We start from the raw sequence: 22,128 nt of genomic DNA on the forward strand, positions 1-22,128 counted from the left end.
TCAGTCTTTGCTGCTGAAGGCGGCGTCGAAGGAGGTTTGGGAGGCGGGGAAGTCGAACTTCTTCAGGGCGGCGAGGGCTTCGGGGGCGCCGTGGAGGCGGTCCATGCCGGCGTCTTCCCACTCAACGGAGATGGGTCCGTCGTAGCCGATGGCGGTGAGGGCGCGGAAGCTTGATTCCCAGGGGACGTCGCCGCGTCCGGCGGAGACGAAGTCCCAGCCGCGGCGGGGGTCGCCCCAGGGCAGGTGGGAGCCCATGACGGTGTTCCGGCCGGTGAACCGGAGCTTGGTGTCTTTGCAGTCCACGTGGTAGATCCGGTCCTTGAAGTCCCAGATGAAGGACACGGGGTCGATGCCTTGCCACATGAAGTGGCTCGGGTCCCAGTTCAGGCCGAAGGCTTCGCGGTGCCCGATCGCTTCCAGGGTCCTGATGGTGGTCCAGTAGTCGTAGGCGATCTCGCTCGGGTGGACTTCGTGGGCGAAGCGGACCCCGTTTTCGTCGAAGACGTCCAGGATGGGGTTCCAGCGGTCGGCGAAGTCCTGGTAGCCGGCGTCGATGACTTTCTCGGGGACGGGCGGGAACATGGCCACGTATTGCCAGATCGAGGAGCCGGTGAACCCGACGACGGTGTCCACGCCCAGGGCGCGGGCGAGGCGGGCGGTGTGTTTCATTTCCTCCGCGGCGCGTTGGCGGACGCCTTCGGGGTCCCCGTCGCCCCAGACCTTGGCCCCGACGATGGCTTCGTGGCGGAAGTCGATGGGGTCATCGCACACGGCCTGGCCTTTGAGGTGGTTGGAGATGGCCCAGACCTTCAGGTTGTACTTGTCCAGGATGGCGAGTTTGGATTCGACGTAGCCGGGTTCGTCCCAGCGCCAGGCGTCCAGGTGGTCTCCGGACACGGCGATTTCCAGGCCGTCATAGCCCCAGCCCGAGGCCAGGCGTGCGACTTCCTCGAAGGGCAGGTCGGCCCACTGGCCGGTGAACAGGGTATACGGGCGGGGCATGGGTTCTCCTTGCGGGTTTGGTGTGGTCGGCCTGGTGTGGAGTACGACGGCGGGTGGCCGGGGCCGTCTAGTAGTTCACGACGGTGAGGGTGCTTTTGTTGTTGGCGGATTCTTCGACGGCGGCGAGGACTTTTTGGACGGCGAGGCCTTCTTCGAAGGAGGGCGAGGGTGCTGTACCGGTGGTGATGGCGGTGAGGAAGTCGCGGATCTGGTGGGTGAAGGTGTGTTCCCAGCCGATGATGTGTCCTTGGGGCCACCAGGCTCCGGCGTAGGGGTGTTCGGGCTCGTTGACCAGGATCCGGCGGAAGCCTTGTTCCCGGACGGGCAGGGTGGCGTCGAGGAAGCCGAGTTCGTTGAGGTTTTCCAAGTCGAAGAGCAGGGAGCCTTTGTCTCCGTAGATTTCCAGTTGCAGGGAGTTTTTCTGGCCGGTGGCCATGCGGGAGACCTCGACTGAGGCGACCGCCCCGGAGGCGAGGGTCAGCGTGGCCCAGGCGGCGTCGTCGACGGTTACTTGTTCGGTGCCGTCCGCGCCGGGGCGTTCGGTGACGAAGGTGTGCAGGCGCCCTGAGACATCGGTGACGGTGTCGCCGAGCAGGTACAGGACTTGGTCGATCGCGTGGGAGGCGATGTCGCCCAGGGCGCCCGAGCCGGCGGTTTCCTTGCGCAGCCGCCAGGTCATGGGGGATTCGGCGTCCGAAAGCCAGTCCTGCAGGTACGCGGCGCGCACGTGCCGGATCGTCCCGAGGCGGCCTTCGGTGATGAGCTCGCGGGCGAGGGCAAGGGCCGGGACGCGGCGGTAGTTGAAGCCGATCATGGACTGGATGCCGCGCGCGCGGGCGGCGCGCGCGGCCTCGGTCATGGCTTCGGCTTCGGCCAGGGTGTTGGCCAGGGGTTTTTCGACCAGGACGTGTTTGCCCGCTTCGAGGGCCGCGATGGCGATTTCGGCGTGCATCCAGCCCGGCGCGCAGATGTCCACGATATGGATGTCATCGCGGGCGATCACGGCGCGCCAGTCCGTGGCGTACTCCGCCCACCCGTACCTGGCGGCGGCTTCGGCCACCTGTTCCGGGTCCCGGCCGACGAGCACTTTCTGCTCGAAGGCCGGGACGTCGAAGAAGCTGGCCACGTTCCGCCACGCGTTCGAGTGGGCTTTGCCCATGAACGCGTAACCGATCGCGGCAACGCCCAAGGTGGTATTCCCGTGGTGGGGGTTGGTAGGGGTAGGGGCGGAGCTTGTCATGAGTGATTCCTAGAGGGTGGCGGCCATCGGGTCCCAGTCCTCGGGGAGGGCCGGGGATACCGCGGCGGAGCTGTCGACGCCTACGAAGGTGCCGGTTTCGGCGGACTCGGAGATGGAGACCAGGGTGTCTACCACGTGGTAGGCCAGGGTTCCTTGGGCGCGGTGGGGCACGCCGGCACGCAGGGAGCGGGCCATGTCCAGTGCTCCCATGCCGCGGCCGTTGGCGGGTCCGGTGGCGGGGATGATTTCGGCTTCTTCCGCGCCGGGACGCCAGAGCTTGAGGTCGCCGTCGAAGTAGTTCGGGTCCGGCAGTTCCAGGGTGCCCTCGGTGCCGGTGATTTCCACGAAGCCCATCCGCAGGCGGGGGGATTCGAAGGAGAACACGCTGTGCGAGGACGCGCCGTTTTCGAACTGCAGCATTGCCGAGACGTGCGTGGGGACCTGGACCGGGAATTCCTCCCCGGCTTTCGGGCCGGAGCCGACCACGCGGGTTTCCTTGGATTTGGACCCGACGGCGGCCACCTTGCGGACCGAGCCGAAGGCCTGGACGAGCGCGGTGATGTAGTACGGGCCCATGTCGAACAGGGGGCCGGCGCCGTGGGCGAAGAGGAAGGACGGGTTCGGGTGCCAGGATTCCGGGCCGGGGGTCTGGAACATGGTCAGCGCGGTCAGCGGGGTGCCGATGTCGCCGCGTTCGATGATCCGGCGGGCGGTCTGCAGGCCCGCGCCCAGGAACGTGTCCGGCGCGCAGCCCAGGCGGATACCGGCCGCGTCGGCGGTCTTGAGCAGGGCCTGGCCGGACTCGCGGTCCAGGGAGAAGGGCTTCTCGGTCCAGACGTGCTTGCCCGCGTTCACCGCTGCGGTGGCGACCTCGACGTGCGCGGCCGGGATGGTCAGGTTCACGATGAGTTCGACGTCGGGATGGTTCAGTGCCAGTTCGGGCGAACCGAACTCGGCGATGCCGTATTCCTTCGCCCGGGCCTCCGCCGCTTCCTCGAACAAGTCGGCGATGACCAGGACCTTCAAGTCCGGGAACTTCGTCAAGTTGTCCAGGTACTGCTTGCTGATGTTGCCCGCACCGATCACCGCGACGCCCACAGGGCCGCGGCGGGTGGAGGGGATGTTCATGAATTCGCCGCTCATGCGTTCACGTCCTGTGCTGCGTTGAGGAAGGAAAGGCTTTGGGCGATGCCGTCGAAGATGTCTCCGGAGTAGTCGTCGAATTCCACCACGCCCACTTCGAGGGACTTGGCCGCTGCGATGACGTCCAAGACGGGGATGGTGCCCTGCCCGGCCGGCTGCTGGGCCTTGGTGTCGGTGTTGGCCGGGCCGTCCTTGATATGGATGAACTTCACGCGGTCACCGAGGCGGGCGAGCAGTTCCACGGGGTCCTGGCCACCGACGGCGGCCCAGTAGGTGTCCACTTCCAGGACGAGTTCGGGGTCCAGGAGGGACTCGAAGTATTCCAGGGCGGTCTGGCCTTCGATGCTGGACTCGAGCTCCCAGGCGTGGTTGTGGTAGCCCACGCGGATGCCGTATTCGGCACCCTTCTTGGCTGCTGCGTTCAGCTTGGCTGCCGTGGCCTGGATGTCCTCGGCGGTCTGCCAGTGCTCGGCGGGCAGGTACGGGTCGATGACGGTGCTGATGCCCAGTTCCTTGGCGGCTGCGAAGATCTCGTCCTGGTCCTGGCCCAGCAGCGGTGCGTGGCCGGACGGGGCGGTAAGGCCGTTCTCCTTCAGGGCCTTTCCGAGTTCGGCCGCGGTGGCCACGAAGTTGTAAGGCTCAACCTGCGTGAAGCCGATCTCGGCAACCTTCTTGATGGTGCCCGGCAAATCCTCGGAGATCGCGTTGCGCAGAGTGTAGAGCTGGATCGAATAAGACATGGGTTTCCTTTGCGTTGTTTGGTTGCCGGAAATGGTCGGTGTTTAGCGGCCTGCGAGGGATCCGCCGATGCCGCCGACGCTGAAGTACCTGTTCAGGGTGGCGAACACGATGATGGGTGGGAGCATCATGACCACTGCGAGGGCCATGACTCCGGACCAGTCGGTGAGGTTTTGCTGGAAGAAGGACTGCACGCCTACGGGGAGGGTGAAGATCTCGTCGGAGCGCAGGAACACGATGGCCACGAGGTAGTCGTTCCAAGCCAGGAGGAAGGCGAAGATCGCGGTGGAGAGGATGCCGGGGAGGGAGTTGCGGAGAACCACCTTGGTGAAGGATCCGAAGACGGAGCAGCCGTCGATCCAGGAGGCTTCCTCGAGGCTGATCGGGATGGAGTCGAAGTAGGCGGCCATCATCCAGGTGGCCACGGTCATGGTGGAGCCGACGTAGATGATTGTCAGGCCCAGGAGGTTGTCTACGAGGCCCATGTTGGCGAACAGGATGAACAGGGGCACCACGGAGGTGATGATCGGCAGGGACTGCATGACGAAGAGCAGCAGGGAGTAGCCGGAGACTGCCTTGGAGCGGCCGCGGGAGAGCACGTAGCCGGCGGGGGCGGCGACGGCGACGGAGACGACCACGGTGGACAGCGTGGTGATCAGGCTGTTTCCCAGCCAGGTGGCGGCGAGGGTCTTGGAGAATACGCCGGTGATGTTTTCCAGGGTCAGGCCGGTGGCGGTGCTGCCCGGGCCCGGGGTGAGGGCCAGGATGACGGTGACCATGATCGGGACGAGGACGATCGCGGTGATGGCAAGGATCAGGACGAACCGCCACCAGCGTCCGCGCATGCCTGCCTCGGAGAGGACGCGGCGGGACTTTCCGGAGTCGGCGACGCCGAGGGAGGGGCCGGATTCTGGGTGGGCGTGGAGTACTGCGCTCATTATTCGACGCTCGACTTTCGGATCTGGCGGTACAGGAAGACCGACACGATGACGAGGGTGAGGGTCATGAGGAAGGCGATGGCGACGCCGTGTCCGGTCTGGAAGTCCTGGAAGACGCTGCGGTAGGCCAGGACCACGAGGGAGGTGGTGGCGTCGACGGGTCCGCCGCCGGTGAGCAGGTAGATGGTGGGGAAGTCGTTGACGCAGAAGATCGTCATGAGGATCCAGCTGATGTAGGTGGACCGGGCGATCATCGGCAAGGTGATCTGGGTGAATTGCTGCCACCTGGTGGCGCCGTCCATGCTGGCGGCTTCGTAGACGGTGGTGTCCACGGAGGCCAGGGCGGCGGAAGTCATCATCATCATGAAGGGGAAGGACACCCAGACCTTGAAGACCATGACCATGACGGCGGCCAGGTGCGGGTCTGCGAGGAACAGCGGGGTGCCGAGTCCAAGGTTGCGGAAGATCGAGGGGATGAGGCTGTCCGGGGTGGCCACGAGCCAGTTCCATGCGGTGGAGGACACCACGATCGGGACCACCCACGGCAGCAGGAGCAGGACCTTGAAGGCGCCCCCGGCGGGGATTTTGGTGCGCAGCAGCAGGGCCAGGCCAAGGCCCACGCCCCACGAGCCGAACACGCCCACGATGGTGAAGAGCAAGGTGAACTGGGCCGCTTTCCAGAAGGCGGGCGAAGTGAGGACGGAGGTGAAATTGTCCAGGCCGACGAAGTTGCCGGTATCGATCAGGGAGCCGTCGTGGGTGGCCTGGACGGCTGCGTAGATGAGCGGGTAGCCGTTGATCAGGATGACCAGGACGATGGAGGGCAGCAGGAGCCAGAAGAAAGTCCGGGTGGTCTGTCCCGAGAGCTTGCTCTTGCGGTTGAGGTCTTCATTGCGGGGCCGGCCCCCGGACCCGCCGGGAGCAAGGCCCCGGCGGGCCCGGGCGAGGCCCGATTGCGCAGTAGTGGATGACATGGCGGGTGCTGCTTTACTTCTTGAGGACTGACTGGAGGCCGGACTGGAAGGCCGTGAGCGCCGTCTTCGCGTCGGTCTTGCCAGTGAGGATGGTCTGGGTGAACTGGTTCAGCGCCTGGCCGCCGTCGAGCACTGCGAGGTTCGCGTTGAGGGTGCTACCCTGCGCCGCGAACGTCTTGGCGATCGGCTGGTATTCCTTGACGATCTTGACGTTGTTGGGGTCGCTCGCGAACTCGGGAAGCTCGGTGATGGACTTGAACACCGGCAGCGCGTTCATAAGCTTCTGCTGCCACAGGGACTTGAGCTGTCCCATGTAGTAGACCAGGAACGCCTCGGAGGCCGCCTGGGAGGGAGTGTTCTTGTACATCATGATGTTGTTCGGGAACGCCAGGGTGGCCTTGTCGCCGTGCGGGCCCGCCATGGGGCTTGCCACCAGGAGGTCTCCGGAGGTGTCACCCACGCGCTGCGGCAGACCGAGCACGTACATACCAAAGGCGGCCTTCTTCTTGTCCTTCCACTGGGCGTCGAGGTTGTCCGTGGTGTAGCTGACCGCGGCGGGGTCGATCACGCCGTTGGATACGAGTTCGAGCAGGAACTCGGTGGCTTCGACGTTGCGGTCGTTCAGGACGTCCAGCTCGCCGTCCTTGGTGAAGACGCCGCCGCCGTTGTTGATCATCATCATGATCATCAAGTGGTTGCCGATGTTGTTGCCCGCACCGGAACCCGTGGCGAAGCCGACGGCGCCGATGGACTTAAGCTTCTTGCCCGCGTCGAGCAGGCTGGGCCAGTCGGTGGGAACCGCGACGCCGGCCTGGTCGAACAGCGACTTGCGGTACCAGAGGGGGCGCATGTCCAGCTGCCACGGAACGGCGACGTAGCCCTTGTCCGACTTGAACGGTTCCAGCACGCCCGGGAGGAAGTCGTCGAACTGGCCGTTCTTCTTCATCGCATCGATGACGTTGTCCGCGTAGGCGATCTGGCCCTGCTGCTCGAACTGGAACGCCTGGAAACCGCCACCGGTGGACACCGCGGGACCGGTCTTGGACGCGATGGCCGAGGAGAAGGTCTGGTAGAAGTTGTTCCACTGGATGATCTGGTAGCTGGCCTTGCCGTTGCTTCCGGTGGGGACGTAGGACTCGGTGATCTTCTTCGCGGCGTCGTTGTAGGCCGGAGTCGCCCACGGCATGTCCCAGAACTTGATGGTGCCCCCGCTCGAGCTTGAGCTGGAACCTCCGCCACAAGCTGCGAGCAGGGGGACGGCCGCCGCTGCCGCGGTGAGGCCGAGGAAGCCGCGGCGGGAAAAGTTGCGGCTGGCTTCGGACTGAACGTTCATGATGGTTCCTTTCGGGGCCGCTGCGCTTCCTGCGCTGGGTTTGCGGTCCGGCTCGTCGTCGAGAAGGGGAGGGTGCTGCTGGTTGTCTGGCTTAGGAGAGGTGCGCGATGGATTCGGTGAGCCGGGCAAATCCGGCGAGGTCGGAACTCGTGGTGCCGGCGTCGAGGTGTTCCTTGAGCCGGCGCCAGGTGGTGCGGTGGGCGGATTCGTAGATCGTGGGGAGGAGGATTTCCCCCTGGGGTCCGATGGCCCGGACCTCAGCCGGCCAGGCAGCCAGCGGTTCGGGGACCGCGATGCTGACGCCGCCGTCGTCGGTGTAGAGGCGGAAGTCGACGCCGGCAGGCCGGGAGTCGGTCAGTACCCCTTGGAGCGAGACCGGAGCGCCGTTGGCGAGCCGGGCGGATGCCGTGTAGCCGTGCGACCCGCGGCGCAAGACGCGCAGGGCGTCCAGCTGGCCGGTAACGCGGACGACGGCGGCAAGGTGCTCGGTGAGGAGCCGTTCCGGATCCGTGCCTGCCGCCGCAGTAGCGACTGTGTCCAGCATGGCGGCGCGGCCAGCCACCGAACGGACGGCGTCCTCGGCCCCGGCGAGCCCGGGGTTCGAGGCCCATCGCTGGTCCAGGACCACCGCGGCGCGCGCGTTTTCGGCGGCGTCGCGCAATGCGGCGGTGTTTTCGGGAACCGGATTGACCACGACGACGCCGCTCGCCCCGCCCTCGATCGCGCGGATCGCTTCGGTGGTCCAGCCGGAGGTGCCGTCGATCGCTGCGACCGTGGCGTCGTCGCCCGTGGCCGCCGGGCCGAAGCTTGCCGGCAGGGAAGCGACGGCGAGTCCAACGGCGCCGCTCGCTTCAGCCTGCGGGGTGGCCGTGACGGTGTACTGGGCGCTCATGAGCGGGCTCCTGCGAATTCTGCGGCGGCGACGTCCACCGTGGCGTCGGCAATGGACAGGGCGAAGGTGAGGTCGTTGATGAGGCTTTCGGCCGACGGCGGCTGCTTGGTTCCGCGGGCCAATTCGGCGAGTTCGCGCCATTCGCCTTCATACCCGTTGTGCTCGTACGGCCCGAACTTGGTGCTCGTGGTGCCCGTGGTCACGGTTGCCACCGCGGAGCCGGCCTGTACATAGGAGGGGGTGAAGTCGATGCGGAGCGCGGCGTCGTCCGAAATGGCTTCGAACACCCATTCCGGCTTCCACGTGCTGTTCATTGCGGCCCGCAGTTCGATGATCTGCTTTCCGGCACGAAGGGAAATGACATAACCGAACGGGCGGACGTGGCGCGCCTGGAGGATTTCGAGGTCTTCGAAGTCCGGAGTGAAGCGCCGCACGAGGGGGAGGTCGTGGATGGCGAGTCCCATGACGCCGCCGCGGAGGGCGCTCTTGATGAATTCGACGTCGTTGTAGTCGGGGGCTCCGCCGGCAGGCCTGGTGATGATCTCGGTGGCGAAGTCTTCGAAGCGTGCGTTGGGCGGCAGGACGATGGAGGAGCGGATGGTGTGGGCCGTCCGGGGGAGATCGCCCCAGTTCGCCTCGGCGGCGAGCCAGCCGGGATCGAAGGTGTGCATGGCGCCCACGATGATCGGCACGCCGGTTTCCTCGCTCACGGCGGAAATCCGTGCCGCTTCTTCGCCGCTCATGGCGAACGGCTTTTCGCAGAGGACCGCTTTCTTTCCTGCGCGGCAGGCGGCGATGACTTGGTCGGCGTGGAACTGGTGCGGACTGCAGATGGCGACGATGTCGACGTCGGGATCGCCCAGGAGCGTATCCAGGGTGGTGCTGTGGGTGGCGCCGACGCGGGCTGCGACGGATTCGGCGACGCTGGCGTCGACATCCATGATGTGGCGGACTTCCAGGATGTTCCGGAGCCGTGCGAGGGATGGCAAGTGGATTGCCTGGGTGACCGGGCCGGCGCCGAGGATGCCGACGCCGAGGGGCTTCAGTGATCCTAGCGGTGTTGCCTGTGACTGGCTGGACAAGATCAGTTACCTCTTCGTAAACGGAGTCTGGGAGATTCGGTGCGGCCGGTTGGCTTCGTGACCCTCCTCACAAAACAACCTAGACCGACTTTTGTCGATGAGCAAGCAAAAGTTGAAAATTATTCGGCAAACTTTTGTTGCGTGACACCCATAAGCAATCGTGCTATCACTGATGCATGACCTCAGCACCCGAAAAAGCCCCTCCCAAGGACGGCTCCGTACAGGACGCCGGGAGCCTCTCGCGTGCAGGAGATCTGTTCCAGCTTCTTCGCGACGGACGCGCCCGCACCCGGGCGGAACTCGCCATTACAACAGGACTCGCGCGCTCCACCGTGGCCTCGCGGATCGACGCACTCATGAACTCCGGACTCGTCGGCCCCGCCGGCGAGGCAAGCTCAAGCGGCGGCAGGCCGCCGTCGCGCTTTGCCTTCAACCCCGCCGCCCGGGTGGTCCTCGCGGTCGACGTCGGAGCGACGCACGTGATCGTCGCAGTCACCGACCTTGGCGGAACAGTCCTGGCCGAACGCCGCCTCAAGCAGCAAGTCGCGGACGGTCCCGACGTCGTCCTGGGCAGGGTGGTGGCGGAAGGCCTCGAACTCCTCGGCGAATCGGGCCGCGGGATCGTGGACCTCGCCGGAATCGGCATCGGCCTGCCAGGCCCTGTGGAACACGCCACCGGCAGGCCGGTCAAGCCACCGATCATGCCTGGTTGGGACGGGTTCGACGTCGTCCGTTACGTCCAGCGTTCCCTGCCGGTTCCGGTCCTGGTGGACAACGACGTCAACATCATGGCGCTCGGCGAGCGCACCGCGTACTGGCCGGACCACGACAACCTCCTCTTCGTCAAGATCGCCACCGGCATCGGCGCGGGCATCATCAGCAGCGGCGAATTGCAGCGCGGAGCCAATGGCACGGCCGGCGACCTCGGGCACGTGAGGGTGCCGCGCGGCGACGACGTGCTGTGCACCTGCGGAAACCACGGTTGCCTCGAAGCCCTCGCTTCCGGCATGGCGGTTGCCCGGCAGTTGAGCGCCAACGGACTCGAGGCCTCAAGCGGCGCCGACGTCGTACGGCTCGTCGCGGAAGGCAACCTCCAAGCCATCCAGGCGCTTCGACAAGCAGGCCGCGACGTCGGCGACGTCCTGGCGACAGTGGTCAACCTGCTCAATCCTTCGATGATCGTGATCGGCGGCAGCGTCGGCGAGGCCGGGGAGCACCTCGTCGCCGGCATCCGCGAAGTGGTCTACAGGCGGTCCTTGCCTTTGGCGACCTCGCACTTGCGCATCGGCATCTCGATGGCGGGCGACCGGGCCGCAATCCTCGGCGCGAGCCAGATGGTCACCCAGCACGTCTTGTCCCCGGCCGTGATCGAAGCCACACTGCAGGCAACGGGCTGAGGGCGACTTATAGCCTTCCCGCGCGCCGCACCGTGATAGCAATGGAAGCGATGACTTATCTCTCCAGCCACCGTATTTCATGAGCTCCCAGTTGTTCGCCAAGGTCCCGCGGGGCTGGTTGATCCTCGCCTGCATCGGACTCATTGCCCTTAATATGCGTGGACCCTTCGTGGCCGTCGCCCCGGTAGTCGATTCCCTGCGGCACGACCTCGGATTCTCGCCGGTTGAACTTGGACTCCTGACCGGCATCCCCGTGCTGTGCTTCTCGCTCGCAGCGCCGCTTGCCTCGATGGCCGGACGCCGGTTCGGCGCCGAGTTCGCGGTGATGCTGACGCTCCTGGGGGTGCTGGCCGGCGTCGTAATCCGTTCCAGCGGCGGCGGCGTTCCGGTGATGGTCGGCACTGTTCTTATCGGCGTCGCCATCACGATCGGGAACATCGCGGTACCGCTCATCATCCGGCGCGACTTCGCTCCCAAGCGGCAGGCAACCGCCATGGGCGTGTACACCGCGGCGCTGAATATCGGATCCTTCCTCACCTCCGTGGCCACAGCGCCGCTCGCCGAACTGTTGGGATGGCGGCTTTCGCTGGCCGCGAGCGCCGTCCTGGCCCTCGTCGCCATCCTGTTCTGGATTCCCGCAGTGGGCGCCCGGAACGCGCTGGTTCCGGCCCCGGTTCCGGCTTCCGACGGCAAAGCAGCCGGGAAGATCCCCGGCGTCGGCCTGCTGACCACGGGCCTGACGCTCGGATTCGCCGGCCAAGCCTTCTCCTATTACGGCGTCACCGCGTGGCTTCCGAGCTTCCTGTCCGACGAATTGGGCATGGGCGCCGCCCAAGCAGGAGCCGGGTCGTCACTATTCCAGATCCTTGCGATCGTGGGCGGGCTCGGCGTGCCGCTCCTGGCCCGTTTCGCGAGTACGACGACGGTCGCGGTCACCTTGAGTGCCTTGTGGATCACGGTGCCGCTGGGCTTGTTGCTGGCTCCGGGTTGGTGGTGGCTGTGGTCTTCGCTCGGCGGCATCGCCCAAGGCGGTGGCATCACGGTCATTTTCATCGCGATCATCAAGTTCGCCCGCGACCAGGCCTCGGCAGGCAGGATGTCCGCCGTCGTCCAGGGGGTGGGCTACTGCTTCGCGGCCTTGGCCCCCACGGTGGTTGGCTTCATCCACGGCATCTCGAACGGCTGGACCGCGCCCCTCTTCGTGATCCTCGGCTCGGTCACGGCGTTCTGCGTCTGCACCACCCTCTCCGTCCGCTGGTTGGCCCGCCAGCGCTAGGCCCGTTCCCCAGCGTGCAAGGGACGGCTTTAATCAGCGCTGCGAAATGGCAGTAGATGCCCATTCCGCCGCGCTTTACGGTCATCTGCTGCCATTTCGCGTGCAAAAACTCCGTCGCTGGGCTGCCTCCCCGGCCTTCGGGGTCACTTGTTGCGAAGAGTGCGGGCAGCCCAGCGGGCGGAGGGGTTTTGGGGTCAGGCTGTTCAGGCGGCTACGAGTTCTTCCTTGGTGGCTTCTTCGCGGGCTTCGGTGAGGTAGCGGGCGTAGGCCGGGATGGTCAGGAAGGTGGGGAATTCCGCGGCGAGGGTGACTTCCTCGAAGATGCTGCGGGCATCGTTGAAGCGGTCGTCGTCGAAGCGTTCCAGGCGGGCGAATTCCTCGTCGAGCAGTTCGTTGATCCATTCCCGGGTGATGATCTCGCCGTGCTCGGTGATGGCGTGCGCGTGGATCCACTGCCACAGCTGCGAGCGGGAGATCTCCGCGGTGGCCGCGTCTTCCATGAGGTTGTGGATGGCCACTGCGCCGTTGCCCCGCAGCCAGGATTCGATGTAACGGATGCCCACCTCGATGTTGTTCCGGATTCCCTGTTCCGTGATGGTGCCGGTGGTGGAGGCGACGTCGATCAGGGCGCGGTCGTCCGGGGTGACGTCTTCGCGGGAGCGGTCCAGTTGATTCGGGCGGTCGCCGAGTACGCCGTCGAACACTTCACGGCACACCGGGACCAGGTCCGGGTGCGCCACCCAGGAACCGTCGAAACCGTCGCCGGCTTCACGGGCCTTGTCCGCACGCACCTTCTCGAACGCCGCCGTGTTGGCGGCCTCGTCCTTGCGGTTGGGAACAGCGGCGGCCATGCCGCCGATCGCCATGGCGCCACGGCGGTGGCAGGCCCGGACCAGCTGCTCGGTGTACGAACGCATGAACGGCTGGGTCATGGACACCTGGCCGCGGTCAGGGAGCACGAAGCGCGGACCGCGGGTGCGGAAGTTCTTGATGACCGAGAAAATGTAGTCCCAGCGTCCGGCGTTCAGGCCCGAGGCGTGGTCCCGCAGTTCGAACAGGATCTCCTCCATCTCGAACGCCGCGGTGATGGTCTCGATCAGCACGGTGGCGCGGATGGTTCCCTGCGGGATTCCGAGCAGGTCCTGCGCCAGGACGAAGATGTCGTTCCACAGCCGTGCTTCGAGGTGGTTCTCGATCTTGGGCAGGTAGAAGTACGGGCCCTTGCCCTGGGCGAGGAGTCGGCGGGCGTTGTGGAAGAAGAACAAGCCGAAGTCCACGACGCCGCCGGCCACGGGCTTGCCGTCGATGAGCATGTGCTTCTCAGGCAGGTGCCAGCCCCGGGGCCGGACCACGATGGTGGGCAGTTCCTCGGCGGCCTTGAGCTTGTATTCCTTGCCTTCGGGCGACGTGAAGTCGATCCGGCGCTCCAAGGCATCCGTCAGGTTCAGCTGCCCCTGGATGACGTTGCGCCAGGTCGGGGTCGAGGAGTCTTCCATGTCCGCCAGCCACACCTTGGCGCCCGAGTTGAGCGCGTTGATGGTCATCTTCCGGTCAACGGGTCCGGTGATCTCCACGCGGCGGTCCTCCAGGCCCGGTGCCGGGGGAGCGACGCGCCAGCTCGGGTCATTGCGGATTTCCGCCGTCTCCGGGAGGAACCGCGGGTCCTGCCCGGACGCGATCTGGTTGCGGCGCCCATGCCGGGCCTGCATAAGCTCCTGCCGGCGCTCCGCCGTGGCGCGGTGTAGCTTCGCGACGAACTCCAAGGCATCCGGAGTCAAAACCTCGTTCTGCCGGTGAATAGGTTGTGCGGTCAGCGTGATGCCGTTGATCGTGTAATTATCGGTGAAGCTGTTCATGTCAATCTCTCCTCAGAGAATCAAAAGTTCGACGGCGGCTGGGTGCGGTTTAGCTGGTCTGCTGCGGTTGGGTGCCTGATGGGCCGAGGGTGCGGGTGCCGGGTTGGGTGCCGGCCAAGGCAATCCTCCGCGTGCTATTCCCCATCCCCGCCCGAAGAGGCCTCGCAAAGCTCGGCCGCGGGCGGGGACGGGGCCCCTTTTACGCACGCTTCCGGATCACCTTGCCCGGCTGCCGGAAAGGCGCCTTACGCTCGAGGCCGGAGGGCCGGTATTGCGGCAGCCTGCGTAAAAGGGGCCCTGCGTCCCGGTCCGTCCTCGCTCAGCGAGGTCGAAACAGGGACGTGGGGAATAGCAGGCAGAGCGACGCCGGTCCGCAGGCCGAAGGTGAGCAGGGCCCGAGGTGAGCATGCGCCGAGGGCGGGTTGCCAGGCCGTAGGCCGAAGGTGGCCCGGCCCGCCGTCGGAAGTGGGTTAGTGGAATTGGCCTTCTTCGGTGGATCCCACCAGGGCCAGGGTGGATGCGTTCGGGTTGAGCGCGGTGGCGATGTCGTCGAAGTAGCCGGTGCCGACTTCGCGCTGGTGCTTGGTTGCGGTGTAGCCGCGGGACTCGGAGGCGAATTCCTTTTCCTGGAGTTCGACGTAGGCGCTCATGCCTTCGCGGGCGTAGCCGTGGGCGAGGTCGAACATCGAGTAGTTCAGGGCGTGGAAGCCGGCCAGGGTGATGAACTGGAACGTGAAGCCCATGGCGCCGAGCTCGCGCTGGAATTTCGCGATCGTGGCGTCGTCGAGGTGCTTCTTCCAGTTGAAGGACGGCGAGCAGTTGTAGGAGAGCATCTGGTCCGGGAAGTCGGCCTTGACGGATTCGGCGAACTTGCGGGCCAGTTCCAGGTCCGGGGTGCCTGTTTCCATCCAGATGAGGTCGGAGTACGGGGCGTAGGCCTTGGCGCGGGCGATGCAGGGTTCGATGCCGTTGCGGACCTTGTAGAAGCCTTCAGCGGTGCGTTCGCCGGTGATGAACTGCTGGTCGCGTTCGTCGACGTCGGAGGTGATCAGCGTTGCCGCCTCGGCGTCGGTGCGGGCGATGACGACGGTCGGGGTGCCGGCGACGTCGGCTGCCAGGCGGGCGGCGTTCAGCGTGCGGATGTGCTGCTGGGTGGGGATGAGGACCTTGCCGCCGAGGTGTCCGCACTTCTTTTCCGAGGCGAGCTGGTCTTCCCAGTGCACGCCGGCGGCACCGGCCTGGATCATGGATTTCATGAGTTCGTAGGCGTTCAGCGGACCGCCGAAACCGGCTTCGGCGTCGGCGACGATCGGGACCAGCCAGTCCTCGACACTCTGGATGCCTTCGGAGAATTCGATCTGGTCCGCGCGCAGCAGGGCGTTGTTGATGCGGCGGACAACGGTGGGCACCGAGTTGGCCGGGTAGAGCGACTGGTCCGGGTAGGTGTGGCCGGAGTTGTTCGCGTCGGCCGCTACCTGCCAGCCGGAAAGGTAGATGGCGCGCAGGCCGGCCTTGACCTGCTGGACGGCCTGGTTTCCGGTGAGGGCGCCGAGCGCGTTGGTGTATCCGCCCGTGGGTGCTTCCTCGGTGAGCTGCTTCCACAGCTTTTCGGAACCGCGGCGGGCCAGGGTGTGTTCTTCGGAGACGCGGCCGCGGAGGCGGACGACGTCGGTGGCCGAGTAATCGCGGGTGACGCCTTCCCAACGCGGGTTGGCAGCCCATTCGAGTTCCAGCGCGGCGGCCTGCTCGGTTGCGGTCTGCTGAGCGGACGCGGGCTGCGCTGGTTCAAATGCTGCGGTCATTGTTCTGTCTCCTTCGACGCTACTGATGCGTGTTTTCTGGTTTGCCACCCCGGCCGGACATCGCTGCGCCTTTGCAACTGGTCCGGTCGAGGTTTCCGTGGTTATTACTTTTCAGCACTTCCAAAGGGCTTTCTAGAGGAAAACCATGGAAAGAAACGCACTTCTTCGCGTATTCTCAAGAAATGTCACCTGTGAGCTGGAACCGTGAAGTACCACCGCCGTCGTCGGCCTCCACCGCCGAACTTGACGTCATCAGCCTGGGCCGCCGCGTGCGGTTTCTCCGCAAGCAGGCCGGACTGACGCTCGACGACTTGAGTGCCGCCGTCGGGACCGCTCCCAGCCAGTTGAGCCTCATCGAGAACGGCAAGCGCGAACCTAAACTCGGCTTGCTGAAACAGCTCGCCGGTGCCCTCAACGTGGGCATCGACCAGCTGCTCGGGGCCGAGCCGCCCAGCCGCCGCGCCGCCCTCGAAATCGAGTTGGAACGGTACCAGCGTGGACCCTTGTATGAGTCGCTGAACCTGCCGAAAATCCGCATCAGTTCGCGGCTTCCGCTCGACGTGCTGGAGTCGCAGGTGGGGCTCCTGCAGGAGCTTGAGCGCAAGCTCAACGAGCAGGTCGCGACGCCGGAAGAAGCCCGGCGTGCGAACGGCGAGTTGCGTGCCATGATGCGTGAGCGCGGCAATTATTTCCCCGAGTATGAGGCCGAGGCGCAGAAGGTGCTCAAGGGCGTCGGCTACACCTCCGGACCGTTGAGCCAGCACGTCATCGCGGACATCGCCGAGAACCTCGGATTCACCCTCCACCATGTGGGTGACTTGCCCCATTCCACGCGTTCAGTGACCGATTTGAAGAATCGCAGAATTTATCTCACGCAGAGCCAGCGGCAGGACCACGACCCCCGTTCGGTGCTTTTGCAGGCCCTTGGCCACTACGTCCTGGGCCACGAGACTCCGCGCAACTACGGCGATTTCCTCGCGCAACGCGTCGCCACCAACTACTTCGCCGCCGCGCTGCTCCTGCCCGAGCATGCCACCGTCGAGTTCCTCCAAAAGGCGAAAGCGGCCAAGGAAATCGCCGTCGAGGACATCCGGGACGCCTTCGCGGTATCGTACGAAACCGCGGCGCACCGCTTCACGAACCTTGCCACGAAGCACCTCGGGATCACCACGCACTTCCAGAAAACCCACCAGAGCGGCATCATCTACAAGGCCTACGAGAACGACGGCGTGGCCTTCCCCCAGGACCACACGGGCGCCATCGAGGGACAGCCTTCGTGCAGGGCCTGGACCTCGCGGGCCGTGTTCGACGTCGCGGACAAGTTCAGCGCCTACAGCCAATACACGGACACTGTGTCCGGCACGTATTGGTGCACAGCCCGCACGGAGCGCTCGGCGGCGGGGGAGTTCTCGCTCAGCATCGGGGTTCCATACCAGCACGTGAAGTGGTTCCGCGGGAGGGAGACGACGGCGCGGGCTACTTCGACGTGCCCTGACCCGAACTGCTGCAAGCGCCCGCCGGCGTCGTTGGCTTCTTCGTGGGCCGGCAACGCCTGGCCGTCCGCGCGGGCCCACTCGCACCTTCTGGCGGCCATGCCTCCGGGCGCCTTCCCCGGCGTGGACGAGACCGAGGTGTACGCGTTTTTGGAGGCGCACTCGCGGTAGGCGGCTGGTTCGGTGCGCTACCGGCCGACCGACATCGCCCAGGACAGGGCGGCGTCGCGCCGGGGTTCGGCGGGATCGATCAGCCTGATCCTCGCGACCAGCTCGGCAGGAACAATGAGCGATGCTCCGATGAGGGCCACGACGAAGGCGTGGTCGGTCGGCCGTCCGGCAATGAGTTTCGCGGCGCAGAGATCGTACGGATCGAGGCAAAGTCCGGTGCTGTTCCGGGTCCGTTCGCTGCGCACCCCTACCAGCCGGTAGTCCCAGTCCGCCGGGAGCACAGCCGTTTCCCTTTCGGCGGCTTGGATGTAGAAGCCGAACTCCTTATGGAATGGAGACCATTCGCCCAGGGCGGCATCGATGCTGTCCGCCAGGGAGCCTGCCTCGTCATCGGAAAACGGGGCGATGTCCACGGCGTCGGACATGACAATCGATGCGGGCAGTTGCTCCTCGGTGAAGGAACCCAGGATGGATTGGCTGCCAAGCACGATCACCCGGTCCTCATGAATGACTTCGGCGGCAGCCCGGATCGCGTGTTCAAGGTCATCGCGGCGCATGGCTGTACCGTACGCCCGCTCACGACGATTGTCAGTAGTGGCCAGCTCAGGCCCAGTAGCTGGGTTCGCGCTTCTTGATCCAACCGATCACCAACGATGTCACCGGAACAAGGACGTATTGCACCGCGACCTTGTAGACGAAGCCGACCAGGACGTAATTGACGAAGCCGGCGAAGTCCGTGATGCCGATGACCGAAGCCGCGATGCTGCAGAAGATGAGGGTGTCGACGAATTCCCCCACTCCGGAGGAACCCATGAGCCGGGCCCACAGCGTTTTTTCGCCGGAGCGGGCTTTCATCTTGACAAGGATCAGGGAATTGATGGTCTGGCCGGCGAGGAACGCCAGCAAGGATGCGAGGACGATCTGCGGGACCGGACCGAGCGCGCCTTCGATGGCGGCCTGCTTGGCAGTGCCGTAATCGTCGGTGAAGCCGGGCAGGGCGATGATGATCCAGTAGCACAGCGAGGCGAACGCGGAGAGCGCGAACGAGGTGATGATGGCCTTGCGGGCAACCTTGAATCCATAGATCTCGCTCATGACGTCGCCGAGGATGTAAGCGAGCGGGAAGAGGAAGAAGCCGCCGTCAGTGATGATGGGACCGAACGCCACGCCTTTTGACGCGCCGATATTGGACAGGATCAACACCACGGCCATGATGGCCAGCATGATGCCGAAATACGGTGAGCCGATCGAGGCGAAACGGGGCGCGGGTTTCGTCGCGGTTTGGGATTCTAGGGGCGAGGTCATCGGTTGTCCATTCGTAGTGGTTCGCGCAGGCGCCGGAGTGACCACGACGCCCCGCTGTATTAGCACTGGAGGGTGGATCCGCTGGGAAACCGCGGAGCCTCACCAATTCTTGCACCGATGGCCCGGGCGTCGGCCCACGAGACCCAAGGGAATCGCAAGGAAGTCCGGTAGTTTCGAACCATGAGCCCGAGGACTGCCGTGTTGACGGCCGAGAATCTTGTTGCTGGTTACGGCGGGCACGCAGTATGCGGGCCGCTCGACGTCGAGGTTTTTCCCGGTCAGGTGCTCGGGATGGTGGGCGAAAACGGCGCCGGAAAATCAACCCTGCTCCGAACGATGATCGGCGCCCAAGCCGCGGTCGACGGCGATTCCCACGTTTTGGGGTTGTTGCCCGACGACCGCTCGGCCCTGTTCCGTCGTCGGGTTTCGGTGCTGTTGGACGAGGACGCCTACTTCGATTCGCTTACCGTCCGCGAGCACCTCTCGCTCGTGGCGCGCGGGCACGGACTGGCCAACCCGGACAAAGCTGTGGAGGGAGAGATCGATTTCTTCGAGCTCCACCCCGTGGCGGACGCCTTTCCGGACCAGCTTTCCTCCGGCCAACGCCGCAAGCTCCTCTTGGCTTCGGCGTTCATCCGGCCGTTCGAGCTCCTTGTCCTCGACGAACCCGAGCAGCGGCTCGACACCCGGATGCGCGGCTTGCTCGCGCAGCGGATCGCCCGCACCGCGAAGGCGGGTGCCGCCGTCGTGCTGGTCACCCATGATGCCGACGTTGCCCGGGCGTCCTGCACCGCGGCCGTGATAGTCGACGACGGCGGTGCGCGCGTGGTTGATACCGACGCCGCAGTTGCGAGGATCCGCCAGTGAGCATGTCCAGCGCTGCAGTGGCGTCCGTGGAAACAGTGAACTTCGACCCCGAGCGTGCCACGCGACGGGTCATCCGCCCCCGCGGTCAATCGCTGTGGTCACGGCTCGGCGAGCTCTATGTGCAGTTCCTGACATTCGGCGTCGCCCTGATCTACGCGACCGGTTTGCTCAACGGTCTTACAGCTGCCGCGAACCACGGTTTTGGAGGCCATCTTCTCCGCGAGGGTTACGGAGTAGTTCCGGTTGAGTACGGCCTTGGGGCCACGTTCGCGCTCCTCGGCCTCGCAGCGTTTTGGGTGGCCGGACGACTCGGGCCTTTGGCCATTACGGCGAACCAACGTCATTGGTGGTACTCACTCGCGATTGACCGCGAACCTCTCTTGGCCCGGGGCCTGCGTCGGGCGATGGGGGCCGCGGCTGTGGTCGGTGGCCTTGCAACCGTGCCAGTCGCGATTGTGCGTGGTTCGAGCGCGGGAGAGCTCGCCGGACAGATTTTCGCGGGTGCGCTCACCGGTGCTGCGATTCTTTCCTTGGCCGCGTTTGCGCAGTCCCGTGTGTCGGCGTTGCCGGCCCGCACGCCCGGTCGGCAGCAAGGCCGAACCCTGACAACCGTCGCAGCGGTGCTCGCGGCCGGACTTGGCGCCGTACTGTTCGGAACGCTCGAAGGATCGTGGCTTTTTGCCATTGCCCCTGCAGCGGTGCTGATCGCGACAGCCGTGGGCATGCGAAACAAGTTGTCCAATGTTCGGACCTCATCGCTGCTCAAGGCCGGGGCTGCCAGGGGACATGTCCAAGCTGCGCTGACCCTGATGGACACGGGCGAGTTGAGTGCTTCCCTCTCCAGCGGTGGCAAACGCAGCAGGGCCAAGCTTCCCGGAGTGCCCAGCACCCCGGCCGGCGCGTTGTTCCACGCTGAGGCCACGGTCCTCGTACGACAGCCCGCAAGGTTGTGGCGTTGGGCCCTGGGTCTCGCCGTCGTCCCGTTGGTCGGGCTGGTCCGGACGTTTGGTTCGCCCATTGTCTTGCTCCCCGTGTTGCTGGCCGCGGCGGTCTTCTCCTCCACAGCGATCGCCGGGCCGCTGTGGCAACTGCGCATGGCGCCGAGCCTCGACGCCCTGTTGCCCGTCTCCAGGACGACCTCGCGCTGGATCCATGCCACGCTCCCGGTGGTGCTCATGGGGATATGGACGACGGCGGCTGCCGGGTTTTTCGTGCTTGCCGGCGGTTTCCATGCCGAACTCCTGATCCTGGGCGCCGCGGCGGGTGGTGGCTTGGGAGCGGGAATGCTGCGCCGTGCCTTCCGTCAACAGGAAGACCTGACCAAGCTCTTGTACCTCATGCAGCTGGGCAGGAGCGGGCCCGCGATGCTGGGCACAAGGATCCGAGGCTACGTCTTGTGCCTCTTCGCCTTGGTTCCCTTGGCCCTTGGGATGCTGTTCAATGCCCCGGAGCCCTTGGTGATGCCGGCGGTGGTCCTGAACCTGGTGCTCTTGGTGATCGGCGTGACCACAGCCGACCGTCCCTGAGGGTTTCGCGGGCGCGAGCTCGCTGGAACGGTGCCGGCTCGCCCGAACCTTTCGGCGAACGGGCACCGTTCCGGCGATTTCGACGTCGGTGGCCTATCGACGGAGGGCGTTCAGCACCCGGTTCTTGAATTCCTGCTCGCGAAAGAGTTGCTGCCACTCCACGCGGACGAAACGCCAGCCGTCCTCGATAAGGGCCTTCTCCCGGCGCCGCTCCTGGAAAATCACCTCGGCTGTCGGCCTGTAATCGAAGTACTTGACCTCGCCGTCGAATTCCAAGGCGACCTTTGCCTCCCGCCAGGCAAAGTCGAGCCGATGCCGACCTGCCCGGGTCCGCACCTTGACTTGCGGTTCCGGCATCGGCAACTTCAGCCGCGAAAACAGTTCCCGGCACAGGGTTTCGCCCGCCGACTCGGATCGTGGATCAGCGTTGAGCAGGGCCTTTCGAAGGTTCCTGACGCCGCGTCGGCCATCCAACGCGTCGGCCATGGCCTGCACTAGCGCACGATCGGCGCCAAGCCTGAGCGCATGGTCCATGATCACCAGCGCCTGTTTATAGCTGAACAGCATGGCGCAATCCACCATTGTCCGCTCCAAGGAGGTCACCCGCAGGTTCCCGATTGTCACGATGTCCGCCTCGTCGAAAGGCCTGGTATGTCCGCGGACGTCCTTGCCAAGACGCTCGCTGGACGGCCGGACCCGCAGCAGGATGTGGATGAGGTCGTCAACATTCCAGAGGAAGAGGCGGTGGAGCCGCGCTGCCGAGGTGTGGCTATATGCGAAGTCTCCCGCCGACGTCGTGAGCGTTCCATGCGCATGTGCGTAAATCAATTGCCTGCTGCGGACCCACGCGGATTGCTTCTCCCAGATCGCGCCGCGGATGTAGCAGCCGTATCTTAGCCGCACAAGCTTGCCGTGACGCACCAGCAGCAGGATTGCACGGGAATTGAGCCCGTATGCGTGGAGTTGATCGGTGCGCCAAAGGTCTCCCTTTTCAGGGAGCGAAGGTGGCTGGGAAGGCGTCATTGCCCCAGCCTTGCTGGCGGTCCGGGGGCGCGGAAGCCATCTGTTCGCCTATGTGGAAAACCCGAGCTCG

General features: G+C 65.4%; 19 protein-coding genes. 5 read left to right on the top strand and 14 right to left on the bottom strand.

Translation table 11 applies throughout. The features are described 5' to 3' along the window. From ABCW42_RS02085 to ABCW42_RS02125, 9 genes are all read right to left on the bottom strand, one after another. Positions 1-1,002 (bottom strand): sugar phosphate isomerase/epimerase family protein, encoded by a 1,002-nt coding sequence (locus ABCW42_RS02085; RefSeq protein WP_423183303.1) that lies wholly within the window; start codon positions 1,000-1,002, stop codon positions 1-3. Positions 1,003-1,069: 67 nt separating this feature from the next. Further along, positions 1,070-2,242: a Gfo/Idh/MocA family protein gene (locus ABCW42_RS02090; protein WP_423183304.1), complete on the bottom strand. Its 1,173-nt coding sequence runs from the start codon at positions 2,240-2,242 to the stop codon at positions 1,070-1,072. 9 nt (positions 2,243-2,251) lie between these two features. Beyond that, complete coding sequence (locus tag ABCW42_RS02095; RefSeq protein WP_423183305.1) at positions 2,252-3,385, bottom strand: Gfo/Idh/MocA family protein; 1,134 nt, start codon at positions 3,383-3,385, stop codon at positions 2,252-2,254. Continuing rightward, complete coding sequence (locus ABCW42_RS02100; RefSeq protein ID WP_423183306.1) at positions 3,382-4,125, bottom strand: sugar phosphate isomerase/epimerase family protein; 744 nt, start codon at positions 4,123-4,125, stop codon at positions 3,382-3,384. Before ABCW42_RS02100 ends, ABCW42_RS02095 begins: the two co-directional genes overlap by 4 nt. Positions 4,126-4,167: 42 nt before the next feature. Next, the gene (locus ABCW42_RS02105) at positions 4,168-5,061 is read right to left on the bottom strand and encodes a carbohydrate ABC transporter permease (protein WP_133206615.1); all 894 of its coding nucleotides are present in this window, start codon (positions 5,059-5,061) and stop codon (positions 4,168-4,170) included. Further along, positions 5,061-6,035, bottom strand: coding sequence for a carbohydrate ABC transporter permease (locus ABCW42_RS02110; RefSeq protein WP_423183307.1), 975 nt, complete (start codon positions 6,033-6,035; stop codon positions 5,061-5,063). Before ABCW42_RS02110 ends, ABCW42_RS02105 begins: the two co-directional genes overlap by 1 nt. Positions 6,036-6,048: 13 nt before the next feature. Continuing rightward, on the bottom strand, positions 6,049-7,368 hold the full coding sequence (locus tag ABCW42_RS02115) for an ABC transporter substrate-binding protein (protein WP_423183308.1): 1,320 nt from the start codon (positions 7,366-7,368) through the stop codon (positions 6,049-6,051). Between the two features lie 91 nt (positions 7,369-7,459). Then, positions 7,460-8,260, bottom strand: a complete 801-nt coding sequence (locus tag ABCW42_RS02120; protein ID WP_423183309.1) for a hypothetical protein — start codon at positions 8,258-8,260, stop codon at positions 7,460-7,462. Then, positions 8,257-9,342, bottom strand: coding sequence for a Gfo/Idh/MocA family protein (locus tag ABCW42_RS02125; RefSeq protein ID WP_423183310.1), 1,086 nt, complete (start codon positions 9,340-9,342; stop codon positions 8,257-8,259). Before ABCW42_RS02125 ends, ABCW42_RS02120 begins: the two co-directional genes overlap by 4 nt. Before the next feature lie 176 nt (positions 9,343-9,518). Here ABCW42_RS02125 and ABCW42_RS02130 point away from each other — a divergent pair, with 176 nt between their 5' ends. Beyond that, positions 9,519-10,739: an ROK family transcriptional regulator gene (locus ABCW42_RS02130; protein WP_423183311.1), complete on the top strand. Its 1,221-nt coding sequence runs from the start codon at positions 9,519-9,521 to the stop codon at positions 10,737-10,739. A 79-nt stretch (positions 10,740-10,818) separates the two neighbouring features. Continuing rightward, positions 10,819-12,015, top strand: coding sequence for a CynX/NimT family MFS transporter (locus ABCW42_RS02135; RefSeq protein ID WP_423183312.1), 1,197 nt, complete (start codon positions 10,819-10,821; stop codon positions 12,013-12,015). 203 nt (positions 12,016-12,218) lie between these two features. Here the strand turns inward: ABCW42_RS02135 and aceB are convergent, their stop codons facing one another. Both aceB and aceA read right to left on the bottom strand, forming a co-directional pair. Next, entirely contained in the window at positions 12,219-13,871 is a 1,653-nt protein-coding gene (gene aceB / locus ABCW42_RS02140) for a malate synthase A (RefSeq protein WP_423183313.1), read from the bottom strand. Positions 13,872-14,341: 470 nt separating this feature from the next. Then, positions 14,342-15,673, bottom strand: a complete 1,332-nt coding sequence (aceA, locus tag ABCW42_RS02145; RefSeq protein WP_423183314.1) for an isocitrate lyase — start codon at positions 15,671-15,673, stop codon at positions 14,342-14,344. A gap of 182 nt (positions 15,674-15,855) precedes the next feature. Between aceA and ABCW42_RS02150 the strand changes: the two genes are divergently transcribed. Further along, positions 15,856-17,337 (top strand): helix-turn-helix domain-containing protein, encoded by a 1,482-nt coding sequence (locus tag ABCW42_RS02150; RefSeq protein WP_423183315.1) that lies wholly within the window; start codon positions 15,856-15,858, stop codon positions 17,335-17,337. Positions 17,338-17,354: 17 nt separating this feature from the next. Here the strand turns inward: ABCW42_RS02150 and ABCW42_RS02155 are convergent, their stop codons facing one another. Next, positions 17,355-17,894 carry a DUF6036 family nucleotidyltransferase gene (locus ABCW42_RS02155; RefSeq protein WP_423183316.1) on the bottom strand — a complete coding sequence of 180 codons (540 nt, stop codon included), beginning with the start codon at positions 17,892-17,894 and terminating at the stop codon, positions 17,355-17,357. Positions 17,895-17,940: 46 nt separating this feature from the next. Further along, on the bottom strand, positions 17,941-18,642 hold the full coding sequence (locus tag ABCW42_RS02160; protein WP_423183317.1) for a queuosine precursor transporter: 702 nt from the start codon (positions 18,640-18,642) through the stop codon (positions 17,941-17,943). Between the two features lie 180 nt (positions 18,643-18,822). On the opposite strand from ABCW42_RS02160, the gene ABCW42_RS02165 reads away from it, so the two are divergent. Both ABCW42_RS02165 and ABCW42_RS02170 read left to right on the top strand, forming a co-directional pair. Further along, positions 18,823-19,509 (top strand): ABC transporter ATP-binding protein, encoded by a 687-nt coding sequence (locus tag ABCW42_RS02165; protein ID WP_423183318.1) that lies wholly within the window; start codon positions 18,823-18,825, stop codon positions 19,507-19,509. A 2-nt stretch (positions 19,510-19,511) separates the two neighbouring features. Beyond that, positions 19,512-21,035: a DUF6297 family protein gene (locus tag ABCW42_RS02170; RefSeq protein WP_423184780.1), complete on the top strand. Its 1,524-nt coding sequence runs from the start codon at positions 19,512-19,514 to the stop codon at positions 21,033-21,035. A 93-nt stretch (positions 21,036-21,128) separates the two neighbouring features. Here ABCW42_RS02170 and ABCW42_RS02175 read toward each other — a convergent pair whose 3' ends face one another. Beyond that, complete coding sequence (locus ABCW42_RS02175; protein WP_423183319.1) at positions 21,129-22,058, bottom strand: hypothetical protein; 930 nt, start codon at positions 22,056-22,058, stop codon at positions 21,129-21,131. Positions 22,059-22,128 lie beyond the last annotated feature (70 nt).

The organism is Arthrobacter sp. NyZ413 (genome assembly GCF_049390645.1).
Taxonomy (GTDB): Bacteria; Actinomycetota; Actinomycetes; order Actinomycetales; family Micrococcaceae; genus Arthrobacter.

What these genes read in the sequence shown, in the direction of transcription:
- ABCW42_RS02085 (WP_423183303.1), bottom strand. Translation starts at nt 1,002, where the DNA reads ATGCCCCGCCCGTATACCCTGTTCACCGGCCAGTGGGCCGACCTGCCC.
- ABCW42_RS02165 (WP_423183318.1), top strand. Translation starts at nt 18,823, where the DNA reads ATGAGCCCGAGGACTGCCGTGTTGACGGCCGAGAATCTTGTTGCTGGT.
- ABCW42_RS02110 (WP_423183307.1), bottom strand. Translation starts at nt 6,035, where the DNA reads ATGTCATCCACTACTGCGCAATCGGGCCTCGCCCGGGCCCGCCGGGGC.
- ABCW42_RS02135 (WP_423183312.1), top strand. Translation starts at nt 10,819, where the DNA reads ATGAGCTCCCAGTTGTTCGCCAAGGTCCCGCGGGGCTGGTTGATCCTC.
- ABCW42_RS02160 (WP_423183317.1), bottom strand. Translation starts at nt 18,642, where the DNA reads ATGACCTCGCCCCTAGAATCCCAAACCGCGACGAAACCCGCGCCCCGT.
- ABCW42_RS02095 (WP_423183305.1), bottom strand. Translation starts at nt 3,385, where the DNA reads ATGAGCGGCGAATTCATGAACATCCCCTCCACCCGCCGCGGCCCTGTG.
- ABCW42_RS02115 (WP_423183308.1), bottom strand. Translation starts at nt 7,368, where the DNA reads ATGAACGTTCAGTCCGAAGCCAGCCGCAACTTTTCCCGCCGCGGCTTC.
- ABCW42_RS02120 (WP_423183309.1), bottom strand. Translation starts at nt 8,260, where the DNA reads ATGAGCGCCCAGTACACCGTCACGGCCACCCCGCAGGCTGAAGCGAGC.
- ABCW42_RS02090 (WP_423183304.1), bottom strand. Translation starts at nt 2,242, where the DNA reads ATGACAAGCTCCGCCCCTACCCCTACCAACCCCCACCACGGGAATACC.
- ABCW42_RS02130 (WP_423183311.1), top strand. Translation starts at nt 9,519, where the DNA reads ATGACCTCAGCACCCGAAAAAGCCCCTCCCAAGGACGGCTCCGTACAG.
- ABCW42_RS02155 (WP_423183316.1), bottom strand. Translation starts at nt 17,894, where the DNA reads ATGCGCCGCGATGACCTTGAACACGCGATCCGGGCTGCCGCCGAAGTC.
- ABCW42_RS02150 (WP_423183315.1), top strand. Translation starts at nt 15,856, where the DNA reads ATGTCACCTGTGAGCTGGAACCGTGAAGTACCACCGCCGTCGTCGGCC.
- ABCW42_RS02105 (WP_133206615.1), bottom strand. Translation starts at nt 5,061, where the DNA reads ATGAGCGCAGTACTCCACGCCCACCCAGAATCCGGCCCCTCCCTCGGC.
- aceA (WP_423183314.1), bottom strand. Translation starts at nt 15,673, where the DNA reads ATGACCGCAGCATTTGAACCAGCGCAGCCCGCGTCCGCTCAGCAGACC.
- ABCW42_RS02100 (WP_423183306.1), bottom strand. Translation starts at nt 4,125, where the DNA reads ATGTCTTATTCGATCCAGCTCTACACTCTGCGCAACGCGATCTCCGAG.
- aceB (WP_423183313.1), bottom strand. Translation starts at nt 13,871, where the DNA reads ATGAACAGCTTCACCGATAATTACACGATCAACGGCATCACGCTGACC.
- ABCW42_RS02175 (WP_423183319.1), bottom strand. Translation starts at nt 22,058, where the DNA reads ATGACGCCTTCCCAGCCACCTTCGCTCCCTGAAAAGGGAGACCTTTGG.
- ABCW42_RS02170 (WP_423184780.1), top strand. Translation starts at nt 19,512, where the DNA reads ATGTCCAGCGCTGCAGTGGCGTCCGTGGAAACAGTGAACTTCGACCCC.